This is a genomic window from Alkalibacillus flavidus (assembly GCF_040545925.1).
Classification (GTDB): domain Bacteria; phylum Bacillota; class Bacilli; order Bacillales; family Alkalibacillaceae; genus Alkalibacillus; species Alkalibacillus flavidus.
On record NZ_JBEPMX010000002.1, the window covers coordinates 192578 to 211463 of the forward strand.

The window sequence follows — 18886 nt, forward strand, 5'->3', positions numbered from 1 at the left end:
TTCCGCTTCATGAGTGCTTAACTGTTACGACACTCAAACATTTGCCTTTTGTACAAATGAACATCCTGCTATCTCGGACCTTTTGTTTAATCTTGATTATCTAAAACATGCATGACGTGTTTGACAGATTCAGCTGACTGATCAAGCTGAGTTCGTTCATCTTCATTTAAATCAAGCTCAATGACTTGTTCAATACCATCGCCACCTAAAATAGTTGGTACGCCAAGATACATATCGTGATAGCCATACTCGCCTTCTAAATAGGCAATCGCTGGCAACATTCGACGTTGATCTTTCAGAATGGCTTCAACCATTTCTGTTATGGAAGCTGCAGGTGCATAATAGGCTGATCCATTGCCTAACAAGCCAACAATTTCACCGCCACCTTTACGCGTGCGTTCAACGATTTCATCTAAGCGTTTCTTAGAAATTAACGTTTCAACTGGAACGCCTCCAACGGATGAATACCGTAACATAGGTACCATATCATCTCCGTGACCGCCTAATACAAAACCAGTCACATCTTTCACAGAGACATTTAACTCCTGAGCAATAAATGTTTTGAATCGTGCTGAATCTAATACACCTGATTGACCAATCACACGATTTTTCGGAAAACCAGATTGTTTATAAACAGCATACGTCATCGCATCGACTGGATTTGTTAAGACGACGATATGGCAATTAGGTGAATAAGTGACCACTTGATCTGTCACCTGCTTCATAATATTAGCATTCGTTGCAACTAAATCGTCACGACTCATCCCTGGTTTACGGGCAATACCTGCTGTAATAACAACGACATCAGAATCTGCTGTATCTTGATAATCAGACGTTCCAATAATGTTAGCGTCAAATCCTTGTACAGGGCTTGCTTCTAACATATCTAACGCTTTTCCTTTAGTCGGGTCTTCCATATCTGGAATATCAACTAATACGACATCAGCCAATTCTTGTTGTGCTGTCATTAATGCCGTTGTGGCACCAGTAAAACCAGCTCCAATTACAGAAACTTTACGACGTTTATTAGGCATTGAACTCCTCCTCAATTAGCTTTGATTAGTCCATGTTTTTAATTAATTCATCAGCAAATTCAGAGCACTTAACTTGTGTAGAGCCGTCCATTAGACGTGCAAAGTCGTACGTGACAACTTTACTTGCAATTGTTTTGTCCATTGCTTTATGAATTAATTCACTTGCTTCACGCCAACCTAAGTGGTCTAACATAAGTGTGCCCGATAAAATAACAGATGAAGGGTTTACTTTATCTTGACCTGCATACTTAGGTGCAGTACCATGAGTAGCTTCAAAGATCGCATGACCTGACTCATAGTTAATGTTAGCACCTGGTGCAATACCAATACCGCCAACTTGTGCCGCTAATGCGTCAGAAATGTAGTCACCGTTCAAGTTCATAGTTGCAACCACGTCAAATTCTTTCGGACGCGTTAAAATCTGTTGTAAGAAAATGTCCGCGATAGCATCCTTAATGATGATTTTACCTGCATCTACTGCTTCTTTCTCAGCTTGATCCGCAGCGTCGCGACCTTTTTCTTCTGTAATCTTGTCATATTCTCTCCATGTGAATACTTTGTCACCATATTCACGTTCAGCAAGGTCGTAACCCCAAGCTTTGAATGACCCTTCAGTGAACTTCATGATGTTACCTTTGTGTACTAATGTCACGCTTTGTTTACCTTCATTAAGGGCATAGTCGATTGCGGAACGGACAAGACGCTCTGTTCCTTCTTTCGATACAGGCTTGATGCCGATACCTGATGTTTCAGGGAAACGGATCTTATCAACACCCATTTCGTTACGGATAAAGTCGACTACTTTTTTCACATCGTCAGTACCTTCTTGCCATTCAATACCTGCATAAATATCTTCTGTATTTTCACGGAAGATTTGCATATCGACATCTTCAGGCTTTTTAACCGGAGATGGAACACCTGAGAAGTGTTTAACAGGACGTAGGCAAGTGAATAAGTCAAGCTCTTGGCGTAGGGCAACGTTTAAAGAACGAATACCGCCACCTACTGGTGTTGTTAGTGGTCCCTTAATCGCGATTTTATATTCACGAATCGTGTCTAAAGTTTCTTGTGGTAACCATTCGCCTGTGTTATCTTTCGCTTTTTGACCAGCTAAAACTTCTTTCCACTCAATACCTTTTTCACCGTTATATGCTTTTTCAACAGCTGCTTCTAATACGCGAGATGCTGCAGCCCAAATATCTGGTCCTGTACCATCACCTTCAATGTATGGAATGATCGCTTGATTTGGAACATGCATATGTCCATTTTCTACAGTAATTTTTTTCGCTTGTGTCAATGTCATGACCTCCTAAAAATTTTAATATTTACATATTGATTGGTTGAACATCACAAAAGCCGGTTGCCCGGCTTTTCGTCATATTTATGATCTTTCTTCTAAATGAACAAATGTCTGCTTGTCTGGCCCAACATATTCAGCACGTGGGCGAATTAGGCGGTTATTTGAATATTGCTCAAGAATATGCGCTAACCAACCTGACACACGACTCACTGCAAAGATTGGCGTGAACAAATCATGCTCAATACCTAAGCTGTGATAAACCGAAGCAGAGTAAAAGTCTACGTTAGCAGGTAAACCTTTTTCTTCTTTAATGAATTCTTCAATTTTGACAGACATGTTATACCATTTTGATTCGCCTGTTATGCTCGTTAATTGGCGAGACATGTCGCGTAAATGCTTCGCGCGTGGGTCACCATTTTCGTACACGCGGTGGCCCATACCCATAACTTTTTCTTTGTTGGCAAATTTTTCTTTGATGTATGGAATAGCGTTATCTTCTTCGCCAATTTCACTTAACATCTTCATAACACGCTCGTTCGCGCCACCGTGCAATGGTCCTTTTAGCGCACCAATTGCTGCTGTTACACCAGAATAAACATCTGATAATGTAGCGACACAGACACGTGATGTAAAGGTAGATGCATTAAGCTCATGGTCAGCATGAAGGACTAACGCTTTGTTAAATGCTTCAACTTCAATGTCTTCAGGTTCTTTACCATTTAACATGTATAGGAAGTTAGCAGCAAAGCTTAGCTCCTTCTTAGGAGAAACTGGCTCTTCGCCATTTCGGATGCGTCCGAAAGCTGTTACGATCGTTGAGATTTTAGCTTGTAAACGAAGTGCTTTTCGACGGTTTGCTTCTTCCGTCATTTCATCTGCTTCATTGTCATATAATCCTAACATCGATACCGCTGTACGAACAGCTGCCATCGGATGGACGGATGATAAGTCATATGATTTCAAGTGATCGATAATTCCTTGAGGAACGGCCATTTCTTCAGCTAGTTCTGCTTTAAATGATGCTAATTCCTCTTCGTTCGGTAATTTAAGATTCCATAATAAATAAACCACTTCTTCGAAACTACAATTTTCTGTTAAATCATCGATATCATAACCGACGTATGTCAGTTTATCGTCGATGATTGAGCTTATTTGTGATTGTGTTGCGGTGATACCTTCAAGACCTTTAGTGCTAGACATAGAATCTCTCCTTCTTTAAAGAATAATGAAACAAATGGTGTGTATGTATACACCTCAATTTACAAAGCTATGCTAATACATCCCAATCACCATTATAAACAAAATTGTTTCGAAGTGAAACTATTAACTATACAAATTTCATAATAATTAGGTATAGTGCATAACTGTTATTATATATTCCCGTGTTGTGTATGTTTAAACACAGAATCATCTTATGAAACAAGCTTTAATATACCATCCACACCTTGCATGACGAGGTAGGCAATTCCAGCACCGATTAGTGGACCGACCGCAACGCCTTGTAGAAATACAACACCTAATATTGTTCCTAATACGAGCGCAGCCGTTAGATGAGGCTCATTAGCCATCAAATCTAAGCCGTCACGCGCCACATAAGCGACAAATGCCCCAGCAGCAATAGCAATCCAGGCATAATACGATTTGATACTTTGATAGAGCTCCGAAAAGCCTATTTCCCCTGTTGCAATCGGAACTAACACAGCTACTGTGATCACCACAACGCCGATAAAAATTCCTTTCGATTCTACAAAAGGCAACACACGATCTTCAAGGTTAAATAGTTTCACGCCTAATAATATATACACCGCAATTAATATCGGTTGGTTTTTTGCAATAAAGCCTAATGCAAGTAATATTAATAAAAATATTGTTGATGATGAAAACACGATGCATACCGCCTTTGTTTAAAATCTATACCTTTTATTGTAGGCTTCTTTCACGACATCCGCAAATAACGACTGATTAAAACACAAAAAAAGAAGGAGAGATTATTACTCCCCCTTCTTTTATCGCCGTATCACTTTCACGGTTCCTTTCTTGATCATCGCGTAAACTAACGCCTGTCCCCAACGTTTAAACGGGCTTCTTGTTGCAGGAATAAGCAAGATAAACCCGAATAAATCGGTTAAGAAACCGGGCGTAAACAAGACGACAGCCCCAACTAATATGGCAATACCATCAAAAATTTCTTCAGTTGGTGCGCGCCCGTAAGTCATTTCCCGCCTAGCTCGCATCAATGTCTCAGTGCCTTGGTACTTCGCTAACCACGCCCCTAAAAGGCCCGTTAAAATAATACCAAACAAGACAAACCAAACATTAAGTAAGTTGCCGAGCCAAACAAATAACGCAATTTCTATCGCCGATACGACGACGATAAGAACAAAAAGTATACGAAACATATCGCGATGCTCCTTTCGAGCAGTCGGTTATAAGACTGTTGTGCGACCTTGATAGACATTACCGTTTGTTGGATCAAGTGTGATTTCTTCACTTTCCTCAATAAGATTCGTCGCATCACTAGCTCCAACAATAACTGGGATATTGACGTTCAAACCGACGACTGCTGCGTGACTCGTTAAGCCGCCTTCTTCAGTAATCACACCGTTAGAACGCTCAATGTATGGCATCATATCTTTATCAGTACCACGAGTCACAATAATATCACCATCATTAAATGATTGTTCTAATTGTTCTTTCGTATTGGCAATAACAGCTTTACCTGCCGCCCCTACTTTACCAATACCTTGTCCTTTAACGACGATATTACCGACAACATGAACCTTAATTAAGTTTGTTGTACCACTTTCGCCGACTGGAACACCTGCTGTAATAACGATTCGATCGCCATTACTAAACAATTCAGATTCAAGGCCTTTTTCAACGGCTAGAGCAAGCATCTCATCGGTCGAATCAACAGCTTGTCCGTGTAAAGCGTGAACACCCCAAACGAGACTAAGTTGACGGCTGACATGTTCTTTAGATGTTACTGCAACGATGTTCGCTTTCGGACGATATTTTGACACATTACGTGCTGTATTTCCGCTTTCGGTCGGTGTGACGATCGCCTCTACTTTTAAGTCTTCTGCTAAATTCGCAACAGAATGACTAATAGCATCCGTAATCGTCGTATCTAACCGTTCGACATACGCACCCATCGCGATAATTTTATCGGCCGAGTTCTCTGAATACGTCGCAATATTATACATCGTTTCAACTGCTTCAACCGGATAATCACCTGCTGCTGTTTCACCAGATAACATAATCGCGTCTGTTCCATCGAAAATTGCGTTCGCCACGTCACTTGCTTCGGCGCGCGTTGGACGTGGATTGCGTTGCATCGAGTCCAACATTTGCGTTGCAGTAATAACTGGCTTACCTACGACATTGCATTGTTCGATTAAGTTTTTCTGTACGAGTGGCACTTCTTCAGCTGGAATTTCAACACCTAAATCCCCGCGTGCAACCATAATACCGTCACTGACGTTAATGATTTGTTCAATATTATCTACACCTTCGCGGTTTTCAATTTTCGGGATAATTTTAATATGTTCAGCTTGGTGCTCTTCTAACAATTCACGAATTTCTAAGACATCAGATGGACGTCTTACAAATGATGCCGCAATAAAGTCAATATCTTGCTCGATACCGAAAATAATATCATTAGCATCTTTTTCAGTGATTCCAGGTAAGTTCACACTAACATTAGGTACGTTTACACCTTTTTTATCTTTGATCATACCTGTATTCATCACTTTTGTTTCGATCTCATTGTTTTCGTGGTCAATCGACATAATATCTAGCCCGATTAAACCATCATCGAGTAGGATTTTCCCACCAGGTTCTACATCATTGATTAAACCAGGATAATTAACAGAAAAACGCTCAGCCGTTCCTTCGACATCGTCCATTGCGATATAGACTGTTGACCCTTTTACAAGTTCAACTTCATCTTCTTTAAACGTCCCTGTACGAATTTCAGGTCCTTTCGTGTCTAATAAAATACCGACTGTCGCTCCGCATTCATTAGCTGCTTCACGAATGTTTTCAATACGTGCACGATGTTCGTCATAATCACCGTGAGAAAAATTAAGTCTCGCCACATTCATACCTGCATTAATCAGTTGTTTTAACGTCTCAACCGATTCTGATGCCGGTCCAATCGTACTCACAATTTTCGTTTTCTTCATAACTTTATGTCCTCCTACTTAAAAGCTAAATTAAATGGATAAGCGATTCGATAATGCGTATAAATCTTGGTCAATTTCATGTTTTTTGTTTAACACATTCATAATATCATCATGGACTAATTGGTTGTTTTCGATGCCAACCATTCGTCCTGCTTGACCATCTTTCAATAAATCGACTGCATAAGCGGCTAATCGACTAGCTAAAACTCGATCATTAGCAGTCGGGGATCCACCACGTTGTGTATGTCCTAAGACGGTCACACGTGTCGATAACTCTAAATGTTCTTGGATGTAGTTGGCATAATCAACAGCACTACCTACACCTTCTGCAACCATGATAATGCTGTGACGTTTACCACGTTCATGGCCTCGTTTAACTTTTTCAAGAACGGCATCTATGCTCGTATCACGCTCTGGCACTAGAATACTTTCAGCACCGGCTGCTAATCCTGCCCAAAGCGCTAGGTCACCAGCATCTCGACCCATGACTTCAATCGCATAAATTCGTTCGTGCGACGTGGCGGTATCACGAATTTTGTCCACCGCTTCAATCACCGTGTTCAAGGCCGTATCAAAGCCGATCGTAAAATCAGTACCTGGAATATCGTTGTCAATTGTTCCTGGTACACCAATGCACGGAAAGCCTTGTTCAGACAGTTTCGTTGCGCCACGGAATGATCCGTCACCACCAATCACAACTAGTCCATCTATACCAAATGCTCTCATTTGATCAATGGCTTTTTGTTGTCCTTCAGGTGTTTTAAACTCTTCAGAGCGTGATGAATATAAGACCGTTCCACCTCTTTGAATAATATCACCGACTGACCCGATTGTTAACTCTTCAATATTACCATTAATCAACCCTTGATAGCCATAATAAATACCGTATACCTTTATATCATAGTAAACACAGCTCCGAACAACTGAACGAATAGCTGCATTCATACCTGGAGCGTCACCGCCACTCGTTAATACACCGATTGCTTTCATTAGATCCACCTCTTTACTACATTCAATTGTACTATTCATTTTAAATTATAACGTGACAAAATGCTATGTATATACCAAAAAGCTCGCGATTCTCGCTACATAATGTTGCAAAATGAAATAAAAAGGGAGCTGAATAACAGCCCCTTAAGTTTGAACAACAGACGCAACAGCGCCGATTTGTTTATATTTTTCCCAACGCTTCTCTAACAATTGGTCTTGCGATAAAGCATTGAGTGTCGATAATTCCGTTTCTAAGTGATTCGAAATCCAGTCAGCTTGTTGCTCTAAATCTCTGTGTGCACCGCCTTGAATTTCATCAATAACATCATCAATAATGCCTAAATCTTTTAAGTCATACGACGTAATGCGCATTTTTTCAGCTGCTTGTTGAGCTAAATTCGAATCTTTCCATAGTAAAGCCGCAGCGCCTTCAGGTGAAATGACAGAGTATGTGGCATTCTCTAGCATAAATAAACGATCACCTACACTGATACCTAAAGCACCACCACTACCGCCTTCACCAATGACGATACAAATAACCGGAACTGTTAATCCTGCCATCTCTCGCAGATTTCGTGCAATCGCTTCACTTTGACCACGTTCTTCTGCAGCTTTACCAGGATAAGCGCCTTTTGTATCGATGAACGTCACAATTGGACGATTAAACTTCTCAGCTTGTTTCATTAAGCGTAAGGCTTTGCGATACCCTTCAGGATGTGGCATACCGAAATTGCGTCGCAAATTATCTTTAGTATCTTTTCCGCGTTGATGACCGATAACTGTAACAGGTTGACCATTGAATTTAGCGATACCACCGACAATCGCTTCATCATCACCATATGAACGGTCCCCGTGCATTTCAAGGAAATCGGTGAACACTTGATTAATGTAATCGAGTGTTGTCGGGCGTTCTGCATGACGCGCCATTTGCACTCGATCCCACGGCGTCATATTGCCATACACTTCTTTTTCTAATTGTTCTAGACGGTTTTCTAGCGTTTCAATTTCGCCACTTAAATCGACGTCACTCTCACTCGTGAAGCTTTTTAATTCAGCAATCTTTTCGCGCAACTCGACGACAGGTTTTTCGAATGGTAATGCATGCTTCATGCTTGGCCACCTCCCATTTGGTGGATATCGAGGATCGTTGTAATCGTTTCTTTCATTTCATGTCTTGGCACAACGCGATCAAGTTGTCCATGTTTAAATAAAAATTCAGCCGTTTGAAAATCATCTGGTAGCTTTTCGCGAATCGTTTGTTCAATAATACGACGGCCTGCGAAACCAATCAATGCTTCTGGCTCTGCGAAATTATAATCACCTAACGAAGCAAAACTAGCTGACACACCACCTGTTGTTGGGTTTGTCATGTATGAGATAAACAGGCCACCTGATCGATCAAACCGTTCTAACGCCACGGATGTTTTCGTCATTTGCATTAAACTGAGAACGCCTTCTTGCATTCTTGCACCACCCGATGCCGTGAATAAAATAAATGGTAAGCCTTGTTCGTTCGCCTTCTCAATGGCTCTTGCTATTTTTTCACCAACGACAGAGCCCATACTCCCCATACGGAATCGAGCATCCATCACACCAATGGCGGTTGGTAACCCGTTAATCGTGCCACGTCCGGTGACGACAGCTTCATTAATTCCTGTTTTCTTCTGATCTTTCTCGACTTTCTCTAAATAATCCGGAAATTCTAATGGATTTTCAGAGGTTAAATCAGCATCCCATTCCTCGAACGATCCATCGTCAAATAATGTATCAATTCGCTCTGGGGCTGACATTTGATGATGGTGCTGACAATTTGGACACGTAAGTAAATTCTTTTCTATTTCTTTTCGGTAAAATATTTTCCGACAAGACGGACACTTAATCATTAACCCCTCAGGCAAATCTTCATGCTCTTCCTGTTTTGATACCGTCGCGTATTTACGCTTACGGTTGAACATGTCTTTTAACAAGCTGATTCCTCCTTTTACCCGGACACTTAACTTTAGTTTACATCAATGTCATTGCAAAACTTGTCATATATTCATTCAGTAGAGTCGTACATCATCATGTGGTAGTTCAATGCTTTATCAAATTGACGGTTTATAAAAGCTTTCAAAAATGGCTGAATGGTTAACTGATTAGACCTTTGTTGATCTATCGTTTGATTAAAACTCACCACTAAATGCCATATTTTTAATAGCAATTGATTCCCTAATAGATTGAATAATTGGATAAAAATCGTCGTATGCACCGCTTCATGATCTGAAACCATTTGTTCTATCGATGTTAACTCTAAAGATTCCTTTTGACTAAGTTCTCGTAAACATAGCTGTTCAAGCATAAACTGAACGTCTGTTAGTTCATCTTTTGTGTTCGCTTCTGTCAACACAAATGTCGATAGCAGTTCTACCGACTGATACGGTTTGTAGGTGCGCAGAAATGTCCCTTCACCATGTCGTGTTTCAATCAATCCTAATAATTCAATCGCACGCAACGCTTCTCGAATCGACGAGCGACTAGCATTTAATTGCTCAGATAGTTCACGTTCTGAAGGAATTCGATCACCATCTTGCAACTGACGGTCTTCAATATAGCGTCGAATTTCATTTAATACTTCTTGATAGACCTTCATTTTGGATTGGTTCGACATATGGCACACCTCAAACGCGTTGTTTCCACTTAGTTAATACTTGTTAATTCTTCTGTCTTTCGAACAACATCATCAGGGTCAACATCGACACGGGCAACACCTGATTCCATAGCCGCTCTGGCGACCGCACCTGCGACTGCTGGTGCAACACGCGAATCAAACGGCTCAGGAATGACGTAATCAGGTGACAATTTATCACCGACTAAGTCAGCAATCGCTTCAGCCGCTGCGACTTTCATTCGTTCATTAATACGTGTTGCTCTTACATCTAAGGCTCCACGGAAAATGCCAGGAAAAGCTAATACGTTATTAACTTGGTTCGGAAAATCGGATCGCCCTGTCCCAATCACTTTAGCGCCTGCCTCTTTCGCATCTTTAGGCAAAATTTCAGGATCTGGATTGGCCATAGCAAAGATAATTGGATTGTCATTCATTGATTCGACCATCTCTTGAGACAGTAATCCACCAACTGACACCCCAATAAACACATCAGCACCTTCCATCACTTCTTCTAAAGAACCCGCTTGTTTATCTTTGTTCGTAAACTTAGCAACTTCGTCTTTAACATCATTCATCCCTTCCGTTCGGCCATCATAAATAGCACCACGTGAATCACACATAATCATGTCACGGACACCGAAGTTATAAAGCAATTTAATAATCGCAATACCTGCTGCCCCTGCACCGTTTGCAACGACTTTGATGTCAGAGAATGATTTACCAGACAATTTCAACGCATTAATGAGGCCAGCTGCTGTCACAATCGCTGTTCCGTGTTGATCATCGTGAAAAATCGGAATGTTGGTTTCTTTCTTTAGACGTTCTTCAATGATAAAACAATTGGGTGCTGCAATATCTTCTAAATTAATGCCACCGAATGTTGGTTCCATTAATTTCACGGTTTGAACAAATTCATCAATGTTTTCTGTATTTAATGCAATGGGAAATGAATCGACACCAGCAAATCCTTTGAATAGTGCTGATTTGCCTTCCATCACTGGAATAGATGCATCAGCCCCAATATTACCTAGTCCTAATACAGCTGAACCATTTGTGACGACGCCGACCATATTCCCTTTCATTGTGTAATCAAACACGGCTTCTTTATTGTCATATATCGCTTTACAAGGCTCTGCTACGCCTGGTGAATATGCTAAACTTAAATCTCTCGCATTTCGAATCGGGACTTTCGAATGCGTTGCAAGTTTCCCTTGGTTTGCTTTATGCATTTGAAGTGCTTCTGCTTTTATGTTCGCCACTTATACCGCTCCTTTTTCATAATGGTCTGACCACTAACGCAATTAATTATAACAAATTACCAATGCATGTAAAGTCGTAAACGTGACGCTTACGGATAAGCGTCATTGTTTACGATTTTACTACAACATGGTCGTCTTTAAAATAAGCTTTCAACGCCTTGATGCTATCATCTGAAATATGTAAATCAAATGATGGAGCAAGCTGATAGACTTGATTTTGTTTATTAGAATACACCGTGATCGGTGACTGGCCTGGATAAGACGATTGAATTCGTTTAATTTCTTCCAACTGTTCTTGTTCATTGCCATCTAACAATTTTATAAACACTTTTTGTTGACTATCTTGTTCTAATTCATCAAGATCCACGAACGTAACATGTTGTAATATAACTTGTTTAGACCCTTGTCGCTCATCTAATTGTCCAGATACTTGGATCGTTTTTTCAGCATCAACCTCTCGACCGATTTGTCGGTATAATTGCGGAAATATCACGCCATCCATTTCACCTGTCTCATCTTCAAGCGTCACAAACGCCATTTGTTCTCCCCGCTTAGTTCGAATGGTTTTAACTTGGTGAATCGTCACCGTTAATTTGTTCACTTGTTTAAGTCGCATACGCTTAAACTGTTGAATCGAAACATATCCTTGTCGTGTTAAAGATCGCCTCATATTCTTTAAAGGATGCTCGCTAATTCTAAAGCCCATCACTTCTTTTTCCATATTAATCGCTTTAAGTAGTGAGAAATCAGGTACGTCAGTATATTGAACGTTCATATTGAACATTTCATCCATACCTGAAAATAATTCACCTTGGTCCATAGCTTGTACAACGGATGCTAACAATTGCGCTCGATTCGAATGAATGTCATCAAAACTACCGACGATTATTAACGATTCTAAAATCGGCCGTGTCACGATATTTAACGATACACGCTTACAAAAATCAAATAACCCTTGAAAATTCGATTGGCCACGAGCCCTCACAATATCATCATACGCTTGTTTACCTAACCCTTTGATAGCTAATAAACCAAAGCGAATCGTTTTCACGTCTTTCACCGTAAACTTCCCGAAACTTTCATTGACTGATGGCGGTAAAACACGCACGCCGATTTGCCTTGCTTCTTTTATATACATTTCCAATTTTGCTGAATCGTGCATGACCTGCGATAATAATTCAGCATAAAAGTAAGCAGGATAATGCGCTTTAAAATAAGCTAACTGATAAGCAATCATCGAATACGCGACAGCGTGACTTTTATTGAAACCGTAGTCCGCAAAGTGCTCAATCCAATCAAATAGTTGAACCCCTAACGACTCTTCGTAACCTTGTTCAACAACCCCATTTAAGAATGATTGTCGTAACTCCTCAATTTGTTCACGATCTTTTTTACTAATAGCTCGGCGCAATAAATCAGCTTGGCTCATAGAAAATCCAGCTAATTGACTAGCTATTTGCATAATTTGTTCTTGATAAACAAGCACACCATATGTCTCATTCAAAATCGGAGCTAAATCGTCGTGAATGATATCGACTGACTCACGACGATGCTTACGATTAGCAAATGTATCAATAAATTGCATCGGTCCCGGTCTATACAGTGAAATAACGGCTACAACATCCGCAAATGTCGTCGGTTGAATTAATCGTAATGCTTTTTTCATGCCGGAAGATTCCAACTGAAAAACGCCCGTTGTAAATCCTCTTTGTAGTAATTGAAAAGTTTTACTGTCATGGGACGGTATGTTGTTCAATGTTAACGGTTTACCTTCACGTTGATTAATTTGACTAAGCATACGTTCGATTAACGTTAAATTACGCAATCCTAGAAAATCCATTTTCAATAACCCTAAGGACTCAAGCTCACCCATCGGTAATTGTGTGAGCAATACCCCATCAGACCCAGGGAACATCGGAATACGATCAGTTAATGGACGATCACTAATGACAACACCCGCAGCATGAACCGAATGATGTCGTGGTAACCCTTCAATGACAAACGCTGCTTGAAACATCTTTTTTAAAACGTCTGACTCCGAAATATATTGCTTTAATGATGAATTGTCTTGCACCATACCTCGCAATTGCGTCGCATGTTGTGGTATAGCTTGCAATAAGTAATTTAATTGTTCTCGACTGATTTGAAACACCTTCGCCAATTCACGAATAGTAGAACGCGATTGGAACGTTCCGAATGTAATAATTTGCGCAACGCGATCATCGCCGTATTTGTTCTTAACATACTGCAAAACATCATCGCGACGATAATCAGAAAAATCAATATCAATATCAGGCATTGACTGACGTTCTGGATTTAAAAACCGTTCAAATAATAACTCATGCTTAATAGGATCGACATCTGTAATATTGAGTAGATAAGCGACGATGGAACCTGCCGCTGACCCTCGACCTGGCCCAACTAATATATGTGCTTGTTTAGCATACTTCACAAGATCCCATACGATTAAGAAATAATCCGCAAAAGCCCGATTATTAATGATCTCAAGCTCATGGTAAAGTCGGTTGTACGCATCACGTTGGCGGTCTTCGCTATATTTTTGTTTTACGCCACGTTCGCACAACGCTTTTAACATCTCTTCTGATGATTGATCGGTTTGTTTCGGAAACACAGGCAGATCAAACCATTTTTGAGTCATCGATATATCGCATGCTTGCGCTAATTCATTTGTCCGTTTAAAGGCCTCAGCCCATTCACTCACAAAATCTTCGTCATACTCATTTAACGATTTCAAGTGGGTTGCTGTATCTTGAAAAGACGATTGTTGATCTATTGTTGCTTGATGATCAATCGCCTGCAACGCTTGATAACCGATCACATCACGCTCTTGAACAAAACGAACATTATCCGTCACAACGACCTGTGATTGGTACGACCGCCCGTTATGATATAACCAATTTTCAATCAATCGATTAGCATTCGGTTGAAGGTTAATATACCAATCACCTAGCTCACGATCTAACATGGACAAGAGGTCAGACATGCGACTGTCATCTTGTAAGTAAATCAGTTCTTCAAATACATTATGATAAAACGACACGATCGGAATAATGTCTGGTAACGTAGCTAATTCCGATAAAGTTATATGTTCTTCGTTAATATGTAATCGATTAGATAAACCAACAAGTGACTGAAAACCTGTTTCAGACTTCGCTAATAAAATAAACCGAACAGGTCTTAACTCATCTGCTATATATATCGTTGTCGACATGCCAACAATTGGCTTAATTCCATATTCACGGCACGTATGGACAAACTGATAAGATCCATGCAACACATGTTCATCGGTCAAAGCTAAAGCATTGAAACCTTTTTGCTTTGCTTCTTTGACCACTTTATCGATAGAAACGGCACTCTTCATCAGGGTGTAACTACTATATACTTGCAAATGTACAAAATCCATGCATGAATCACCTTTCGCTTCGACTCAATTGTTATCTACTTAACTATATTATATCGGAGAAACCGTGAAGTTGAAATCAAACACATAAATCAATCGCATAAACATATAAATGGAAAACACGACCTATCTCATTTTTAAAATAGACAACCCTCTGAAAGGGCGATTAGATGGAAGAACGTATGATGATTTCAATAATAAAATGTTTTTTTATCGCGTTTGGTGTCTTAACAGGTGGTGCCTTGTTCGGTAGCTTAGGTGGTTATTTAACAGGACAACCTCCATTATCAGAAATGGTACTTGCAGCAAAAAAACTTCGGATTTGGGCGATTGTCGCAGCAATAGGGGGTACATTTGATGCGATATCAACGTTTGAAAAAGGGATCTTTGAAGCATCAACCATTGATGTGATTAAACAAATTGCCTTAATCATTTCTGCTATGAGTGGTGTTAAATCCGGATTAACGCTAATCAACTGGTTAACACAAGGTGATCTATAACATGCATATCCCGCCTTATTACAAAAAACCGACTTGGCAAACGTTTTTTATCGGCGTTTTAACCGGTGTCGTCGTTGGGTATATCTTTTTCCTCTATGTATATGGGGAACATACGGAGCGTTGGATCGAGGACAATTTAACGATACGCCAAGAACTACAACAAATCAAACAAGAGAATAAATTGCTAAAAGATGACCAACATGACCTGAGTCAACAAACTGAACAACGTTTAACCATTCAAGAAACAGATATCGAATGGACAAATGCTGAACAACTAGACTTAGATCGATTTACGACACACGAACTGGAAGAACAGCTACAGGCACAATTAGAATCAATCATTGGTCAAAATATCGAATCGTTATCTGAACAACGTACATTGCTTATACAGACGATCGAGAATAAAGTTTTCAATATTCGCGATGTTAAATATCAACTGACGGTTAGACATATGACAATTGCACCAACATTAATCATGTCATTAGAAATCGACTTAACATCGTCATAATTTTGCCAAAACTTTGTGACGTTTTTATAAACTTTCGAATATGTATGCGCATAGACAAATGACATTGGGTATAATAAAAGTAGAAAATAGTAACTATTCATAAGTGACATTTTTGAAAGAGGTGAGGATTATGTTTGTTCAATACAAACAACGCATTGCGAACGAGAAAATTAATCGTCTTAAAGATGGCTATTCTGCCTATGCCGAATCCGAAGAACTCATCCGCCTTATGAAACGACGTATACAAGCAAACAATTTAACTATTTACGAAGATCACACTGACATAGGTTCTTGGTTTATTCCACAAGATCGAAGTGGATAATGAACAGGCCTCAGCTCTGCTGCTGAGGCCTGTTTATTTATTCAAATTGCTCACAAACGTCATCTAATGCTTGAATGACGTTGTCAGATTCTTCCCAAGACGAAATTTTAGCACCAGATGCCATTGGATGACCGCCACCGTTAAACTGTTCAGCCACCCCGTTAATCACTGGACCTTTCGACCGTAGACGAATGCGTATAACATCGTCTTCCTCCACGAAAAAGACCCACGCCAGAACACCTTCGATATCTGCCGCAACACTGACGAATGCATGTGTCTCATCAGGCTTAATCTCATACTGCTCAAGCATATCTTGCGTTAATTTAAACACAACTAAGCCACTGTCACGGCATTCTAATGTTCTTAGTAATTCTCCTTTGAATTTAGCCATATTAAGCGACACACGATACATCTCATCATGCAATTCTTGACGGTCAAAATCATATGTCACTAATTCTTTAGCCGATTCAAACGTACGCTCTGTCGTATTGCCAAACAAAAACCGACCCGTATCAGCTATAATACCAGCGTATAATAAACGAGCAGCTTCATCCGTCATCACCCAGTCTGATGACGCTTGGTACAATTCATATACCATCTCGCAAGTCGAAGATGCATTCGGGTCAACCCACATGACATCTCCATACGGCTCACGATTTGGGTGGTGGTCTATTTTAATCAATTGCTTACCATTGTTGTAACGCTGATCACAAACGCGCTCTTCATTCGCTGTATCACAAACAATCACAAGCGCCTGATCATACACCTCATCACTAATCTCGTCCAATCGAGCTAAATACATTAAACTCGGATCCTCTTCCCCTACAACATAAACGTGTTTATTAGGATAGTTAGCTTGAATTAATTTAGCTAAACCAACTTGCGACCCATAAGCGTCCGGGTCTGGTCTTACATGTCGGTGTAAGATAATTGTGTCATATTGTTTAATCGCTTGAATAATGTCGTTTTGCATACGTTCAATCCTTTCGCATAATTGTCACTAGCCTTTTGTCATAAAAATCGATACAATAGAAACGGATTTCATGATGACAAAAAGGAGCGTTTTCTCGTGATTATTTTAGTAACGATTTTCGTCGTTTCAATCGTTTTTTATTTATATTTTAAAGTTCGTATATTGAACTATAAAAACCCGTTATACATGGAATATACTAATGGCAAGGCACGCATTGCCTTAGGTTTATTTATCAGTACATTTGGCATTAACGCGTACGGCTTTTATCAAACACAATTCGCTTTGTTTATTTGTATTATCTTTTTAGCACTTGGCATTGCACAATTAACACACGGTTATAAAGTCTTTAAACATTATCGCGAAGAAATTATCAAATTACAAGACGCTGGCGAATTAGATTAACGATTAATTAATTGAGCCATAACCATCGCTTTCCCAACTAATTCGTCGTTTGAAAAAACTTGTACGTCAATTTTGGCAAACTTTCGTCCTAATTCTAACAAGTCAGGTTTAATATTTAACATTACACCAATTTGAACAGGTTTCATGAAGAAGATTGATAAATTTTCAATCACCATGTCACCTGTTTTTTCTTTTTTTAACGTTTGATTACACGCTTCTGTTACAAGAGAAGCAAAAACCCCGTATGATAATGTCCCGATCTGATTCGTCATCTGTGGTGTGACTTCTGTTGCGAAATAACCATCTGTGTCATCTGAATGAAGTTGTTTGTTAATTAGATCATCAATCGTTTCACCAATCTGTGGTTGGCGTTGACTACTTTGTAAACCTTTAATCACATCTTGTCGGCTTATAACCCCTTTAAATGTATTCGTATCATCTACAACTGGCATCATTTCAATGCCTTGCCACACCATTGTATGCGCGGCACTCGCAAGAGATGTTGACGCTTTTGCCGTAATAGGTTGATTCGCCATGACTTTCTCGATCTTTAAATCGATTCGCTTATTAATAATATCCTTCGATGTGACAACCCCAACAACTTGATGATCACGGTTTAACACGGGATACCGACTATGTTTTGTTTGATCGTATAATGCATGCCAAGAAGATACTAGGTCGTCGTCGTATAAGACATGTGTATCATCAAAAGGCGTATAAATATCGTCCACAATGACAATCTCTTTTTTGATCAGTTGGTCATAAATCGCACGGTTGATCATCGCTGCCACTGTGAACGTATCGTAAGAACACGAAATGACAGGTAACTCATAGCGATCAGCTAAGTTTTTTACATAATCAGTTGTATCAAAACCACCTGTAATTAAAATCGCAGCACCAGCGTTTAATGCCTTTTCTTGGGCTTTGACACGGTTACCGACAATGAGTAAGCTACCCTTCTCCGTATACTTCATCATCGCTTCAAGTTTCATCGCGCCAATAACAAATTTATTCAGCGTTTTATGTAAGCCTGTTCGCCCACCGAGCACTTGTCCATCAACGATGTTAATAACTTCTGCAAACGTTAGTTTTTCGATATTTTCTTTACGTTTTTGTTCGATTCGTATCGTCCCTACTCGTTCGATGGTACTGACGAGGCCGGTAGTTTGAGCATCTTTAATGGCTCGATAAGCGGTCCCTTCACTTACGGCTAATTCTTTTGCGATCGCGCGAACAGAAATTTTCGACCCAATCGGCAATGCTTCTATATAATTTAATATTTGTTCATGCTTCGTGCTCATCGACTCACCTTATCCATTACAGTCATATAAAACCATTATATC

General features: G+C 39.9%; 18 protein-coding genes. 4 read left to right on the forward strand and 14 right to left on the reverse strand.

The window, feature by feature from the left end:
- Positions 1-86: 86 nt before the first annotated feature.
- The 12 genes from mdh to dnaE form a co-directional block, all read right to left on the reverse strand.
- Entirely contained in the window at positions 87-1034 is a 948-nt protein-coding gene (mdh, locus tag ABID56_RS03540; RefSeq protein WP_354219236.1) for a malate dehydrogenase, read from the reverse strand.
- Between the two features lie 25 nt (positions 1035-1059).
- Positions 1060-2331 (reverse strand): NADP-dependent isocitrate dehydrogenase, encoded by a 1272-nt coding sequence (gene icd, locus ABID56_RS03545; protein WP_354219237.1) that lies wholly within the window; start codon positions 2329-2331, stop codon positions 1060-1062.
- Positions 2332-2415: 84 nt separating this feature from the next.
- Positions 2416-3534, reverse strand: coding sequence for a citrate synthase (gene citZ / locus ABID56_RS03550; RefSeq protein ID WP_354219238.1), 1119 nt, complete (start codon positions 3532-3534; stop codon positions 2416-2418).
- Between the two features lie 212 nt (positions 3535-3746).
- Complete coding sequence (locus tag ABID56_RS03555) at positions 3747-4220, reverse strand: DUF441 domain-containing protein (RefSeq protein WP_354219239.1); 474 nt, start codon at positions 4218-4220, stop codon at positions 3747-3749.
- A gap of 120 nt (positions 4221-4340) precedes the next feature.
- Entirely contained in the window at positions 4341-4733 is a 393-nt protein-coding gene (locus ABID56_RS03560; protein ID WP_354219240.1) for an FxsA family protein, read from the reverse strand.
- Positions 4734-4760: 27 nt separating this feature from the next.
- Positions 4761-6521: a pyruvate kinase gene (gene pyk / locus ABID56_RS03565; protein WP_354219241.1), complete on the reverse strand. Its 1761-nt coding sequence runs from the start codon at positions 6519-6521 to the stop codon at positions 4761-4763.
- A gap of 30 nt (positions 6522-6551) precedes the next feature.
- Complete coding sequence (gene pfkA, locus ABID56_RS03570) at positions 6552-7511, reverse strand: 6-phosphofructokinase (protein WP_354219242.1); 960 nt, start codon at positions 7509-7511, stop codon at positions 6552-6554.
- Between the two features lie 144 nt (positions 7512-7655).
- Positions 7656-8621: an acetyl-CoA carboxylase carboxyl transferase subunit alpha gene (gene accA / locus ABID56_RS03575; protein ID WP_354219243.1), complete on the reverse strand. Its 966-nt coding sequence runs from the start codon at positions 8619-8621 to the stop codon at positions 7656-7658.
- Entirely contained in the window at positions 8618-9478 is an 861-nt protein-coding gene (gene accD / locus ABID56_RS03580) for an acetyl-CoA carboxylase, carboxyltransferase subunit beta (RefSeq protein ID WP_354219244.1), read from the reverse strand. Before accD ends, accA begins: the two co-directional genes overlap by 4 nt.
- 71 nt (positions 9479-9549) lie before the next feature.
- Entirely contained in the window at positions 9550-10158 is a 609-nt protein-coding gene (locus tag ABID56_RS03585; protein WP_354219245.1) for a FadR/GntR family transcriptional regulator, read from the reverse strand.
- A gap of 29 nt (positions 10159-10187) precedes the next feature.
- Positions 10188-11387 carry an NADP-dependent malic enzyme gene (gene ystJ / locus ABID56_RS03590; RefSeq protein WP_354219317.1) on the reverse strand — a complete coding sequence of 400 codons (1200 nt, stop codon included), beginning with the start codon at positions 11385-11387 and terminating at the stop codon, positions 10188-10190.
- A gap of 139 nt (positions 11388-11526) precedes the next feature.
- Positions 11527-14841 carry a DNA polymerase III subunit alpha gene (gene dnaE, locus ABID56_RS03595; protein WP_354219246.1) on the reverse strand — a complete coding sequence of 1105 codons (3315 nt, stop codon included), beginning with the start codon at positions 14839-14841 and terminating at the stop codon, positions 11527-11529.
- Positions 14842-15008: 167 nt separating this feature from the next.
- Between dnaE and ABID56_RS03600 the strand changes: the two genes are divergently transcribed.
- The 3 genes from ABID56_RS03600 (at position 15009) to ABID56_RS03610 (ending at position 16168) form a co-directional block, all read left to right on the forward strand.
- Positions 15009-15338 carry a YtrH family sporulation protein gene (locus ABID56_RS03600; RefSeq protein WP_354219247.1) on the forward strand — a complete coding sequence of 110 codons (330 nt, stop codon included), beginning with the start codon at positions 15009-15011 and terminating at the stop codon, positions 15336-15338.
- Position 15339: 1 nt separating this feature from the next.
- Complete coding sequence (gene ytrI, locus ABID56_RS03605) at positions 15340-15846, forward strand: sporulation membrane protein YtrI (RefSeq protein ID WP_354219248.1); 507 nt, start codon at positions 15340-15342, stop codon at positions 15844-15846.
- Between the two features lie 130 nt (positions 15847-15976).
- Complete coding sequence (locus ABID56_RS03610; protein WP_354219249.1) at positions 15977-16168, forward strand: YtzJ family protein; 192 nt, start codon at positions 15977-15979, stop codon at positions 16166-16168.
- Between the two features lie 37 nt (positions 16169-16205).
- On the opposite strand, the gene ABID56_RS03615 is transcribed toward ABID56_RS03610, so the two are convergent.
- Entirely contained in the window at positions 16206-17141 is a 936-nt protein-coding gene (locus ABID56_RS03615; RefSeq protein ID WP_354219250.1) for a DHH family phosphoesterase, read from the reverse strand.
- A 96-nt stretch (positions 17142-17237) separates the two neighbouring features.
- Here ABID56_RS03615 and ABID56_RS03620 point away from each other — a divergent pair, with 96 nt between their 5' ends.
- Positions 17238-17543: a YtpI family protein gene (locus ABID56_RS03620; RefSeq protein WP_354219251.1), complete on the forward strand. Its 306-nt coding sequence runs from the start codon at positions 17238-17240 to the stop codon at positions 17541-17543.
- Here ABID56_RS03620 and ABID56_RS03625 read toward each other — a convergent pair.
- Positions 17540-18844, reverse strand: a complete 1305-nt coding sequence (locus tag ABID56_RS03625) for a DRTGG domain-containing protein (RefSeq protein ID WP_354219252.1) — start codon at positions 18842-18844, stop codon at positions 17540-17542. The genes ABID56_RS03620 and ABID56_RS03625 overlap by 4 nt on opposite strands.
- Positions 18845-18886 lie beyond the last annotated feature (42 nt).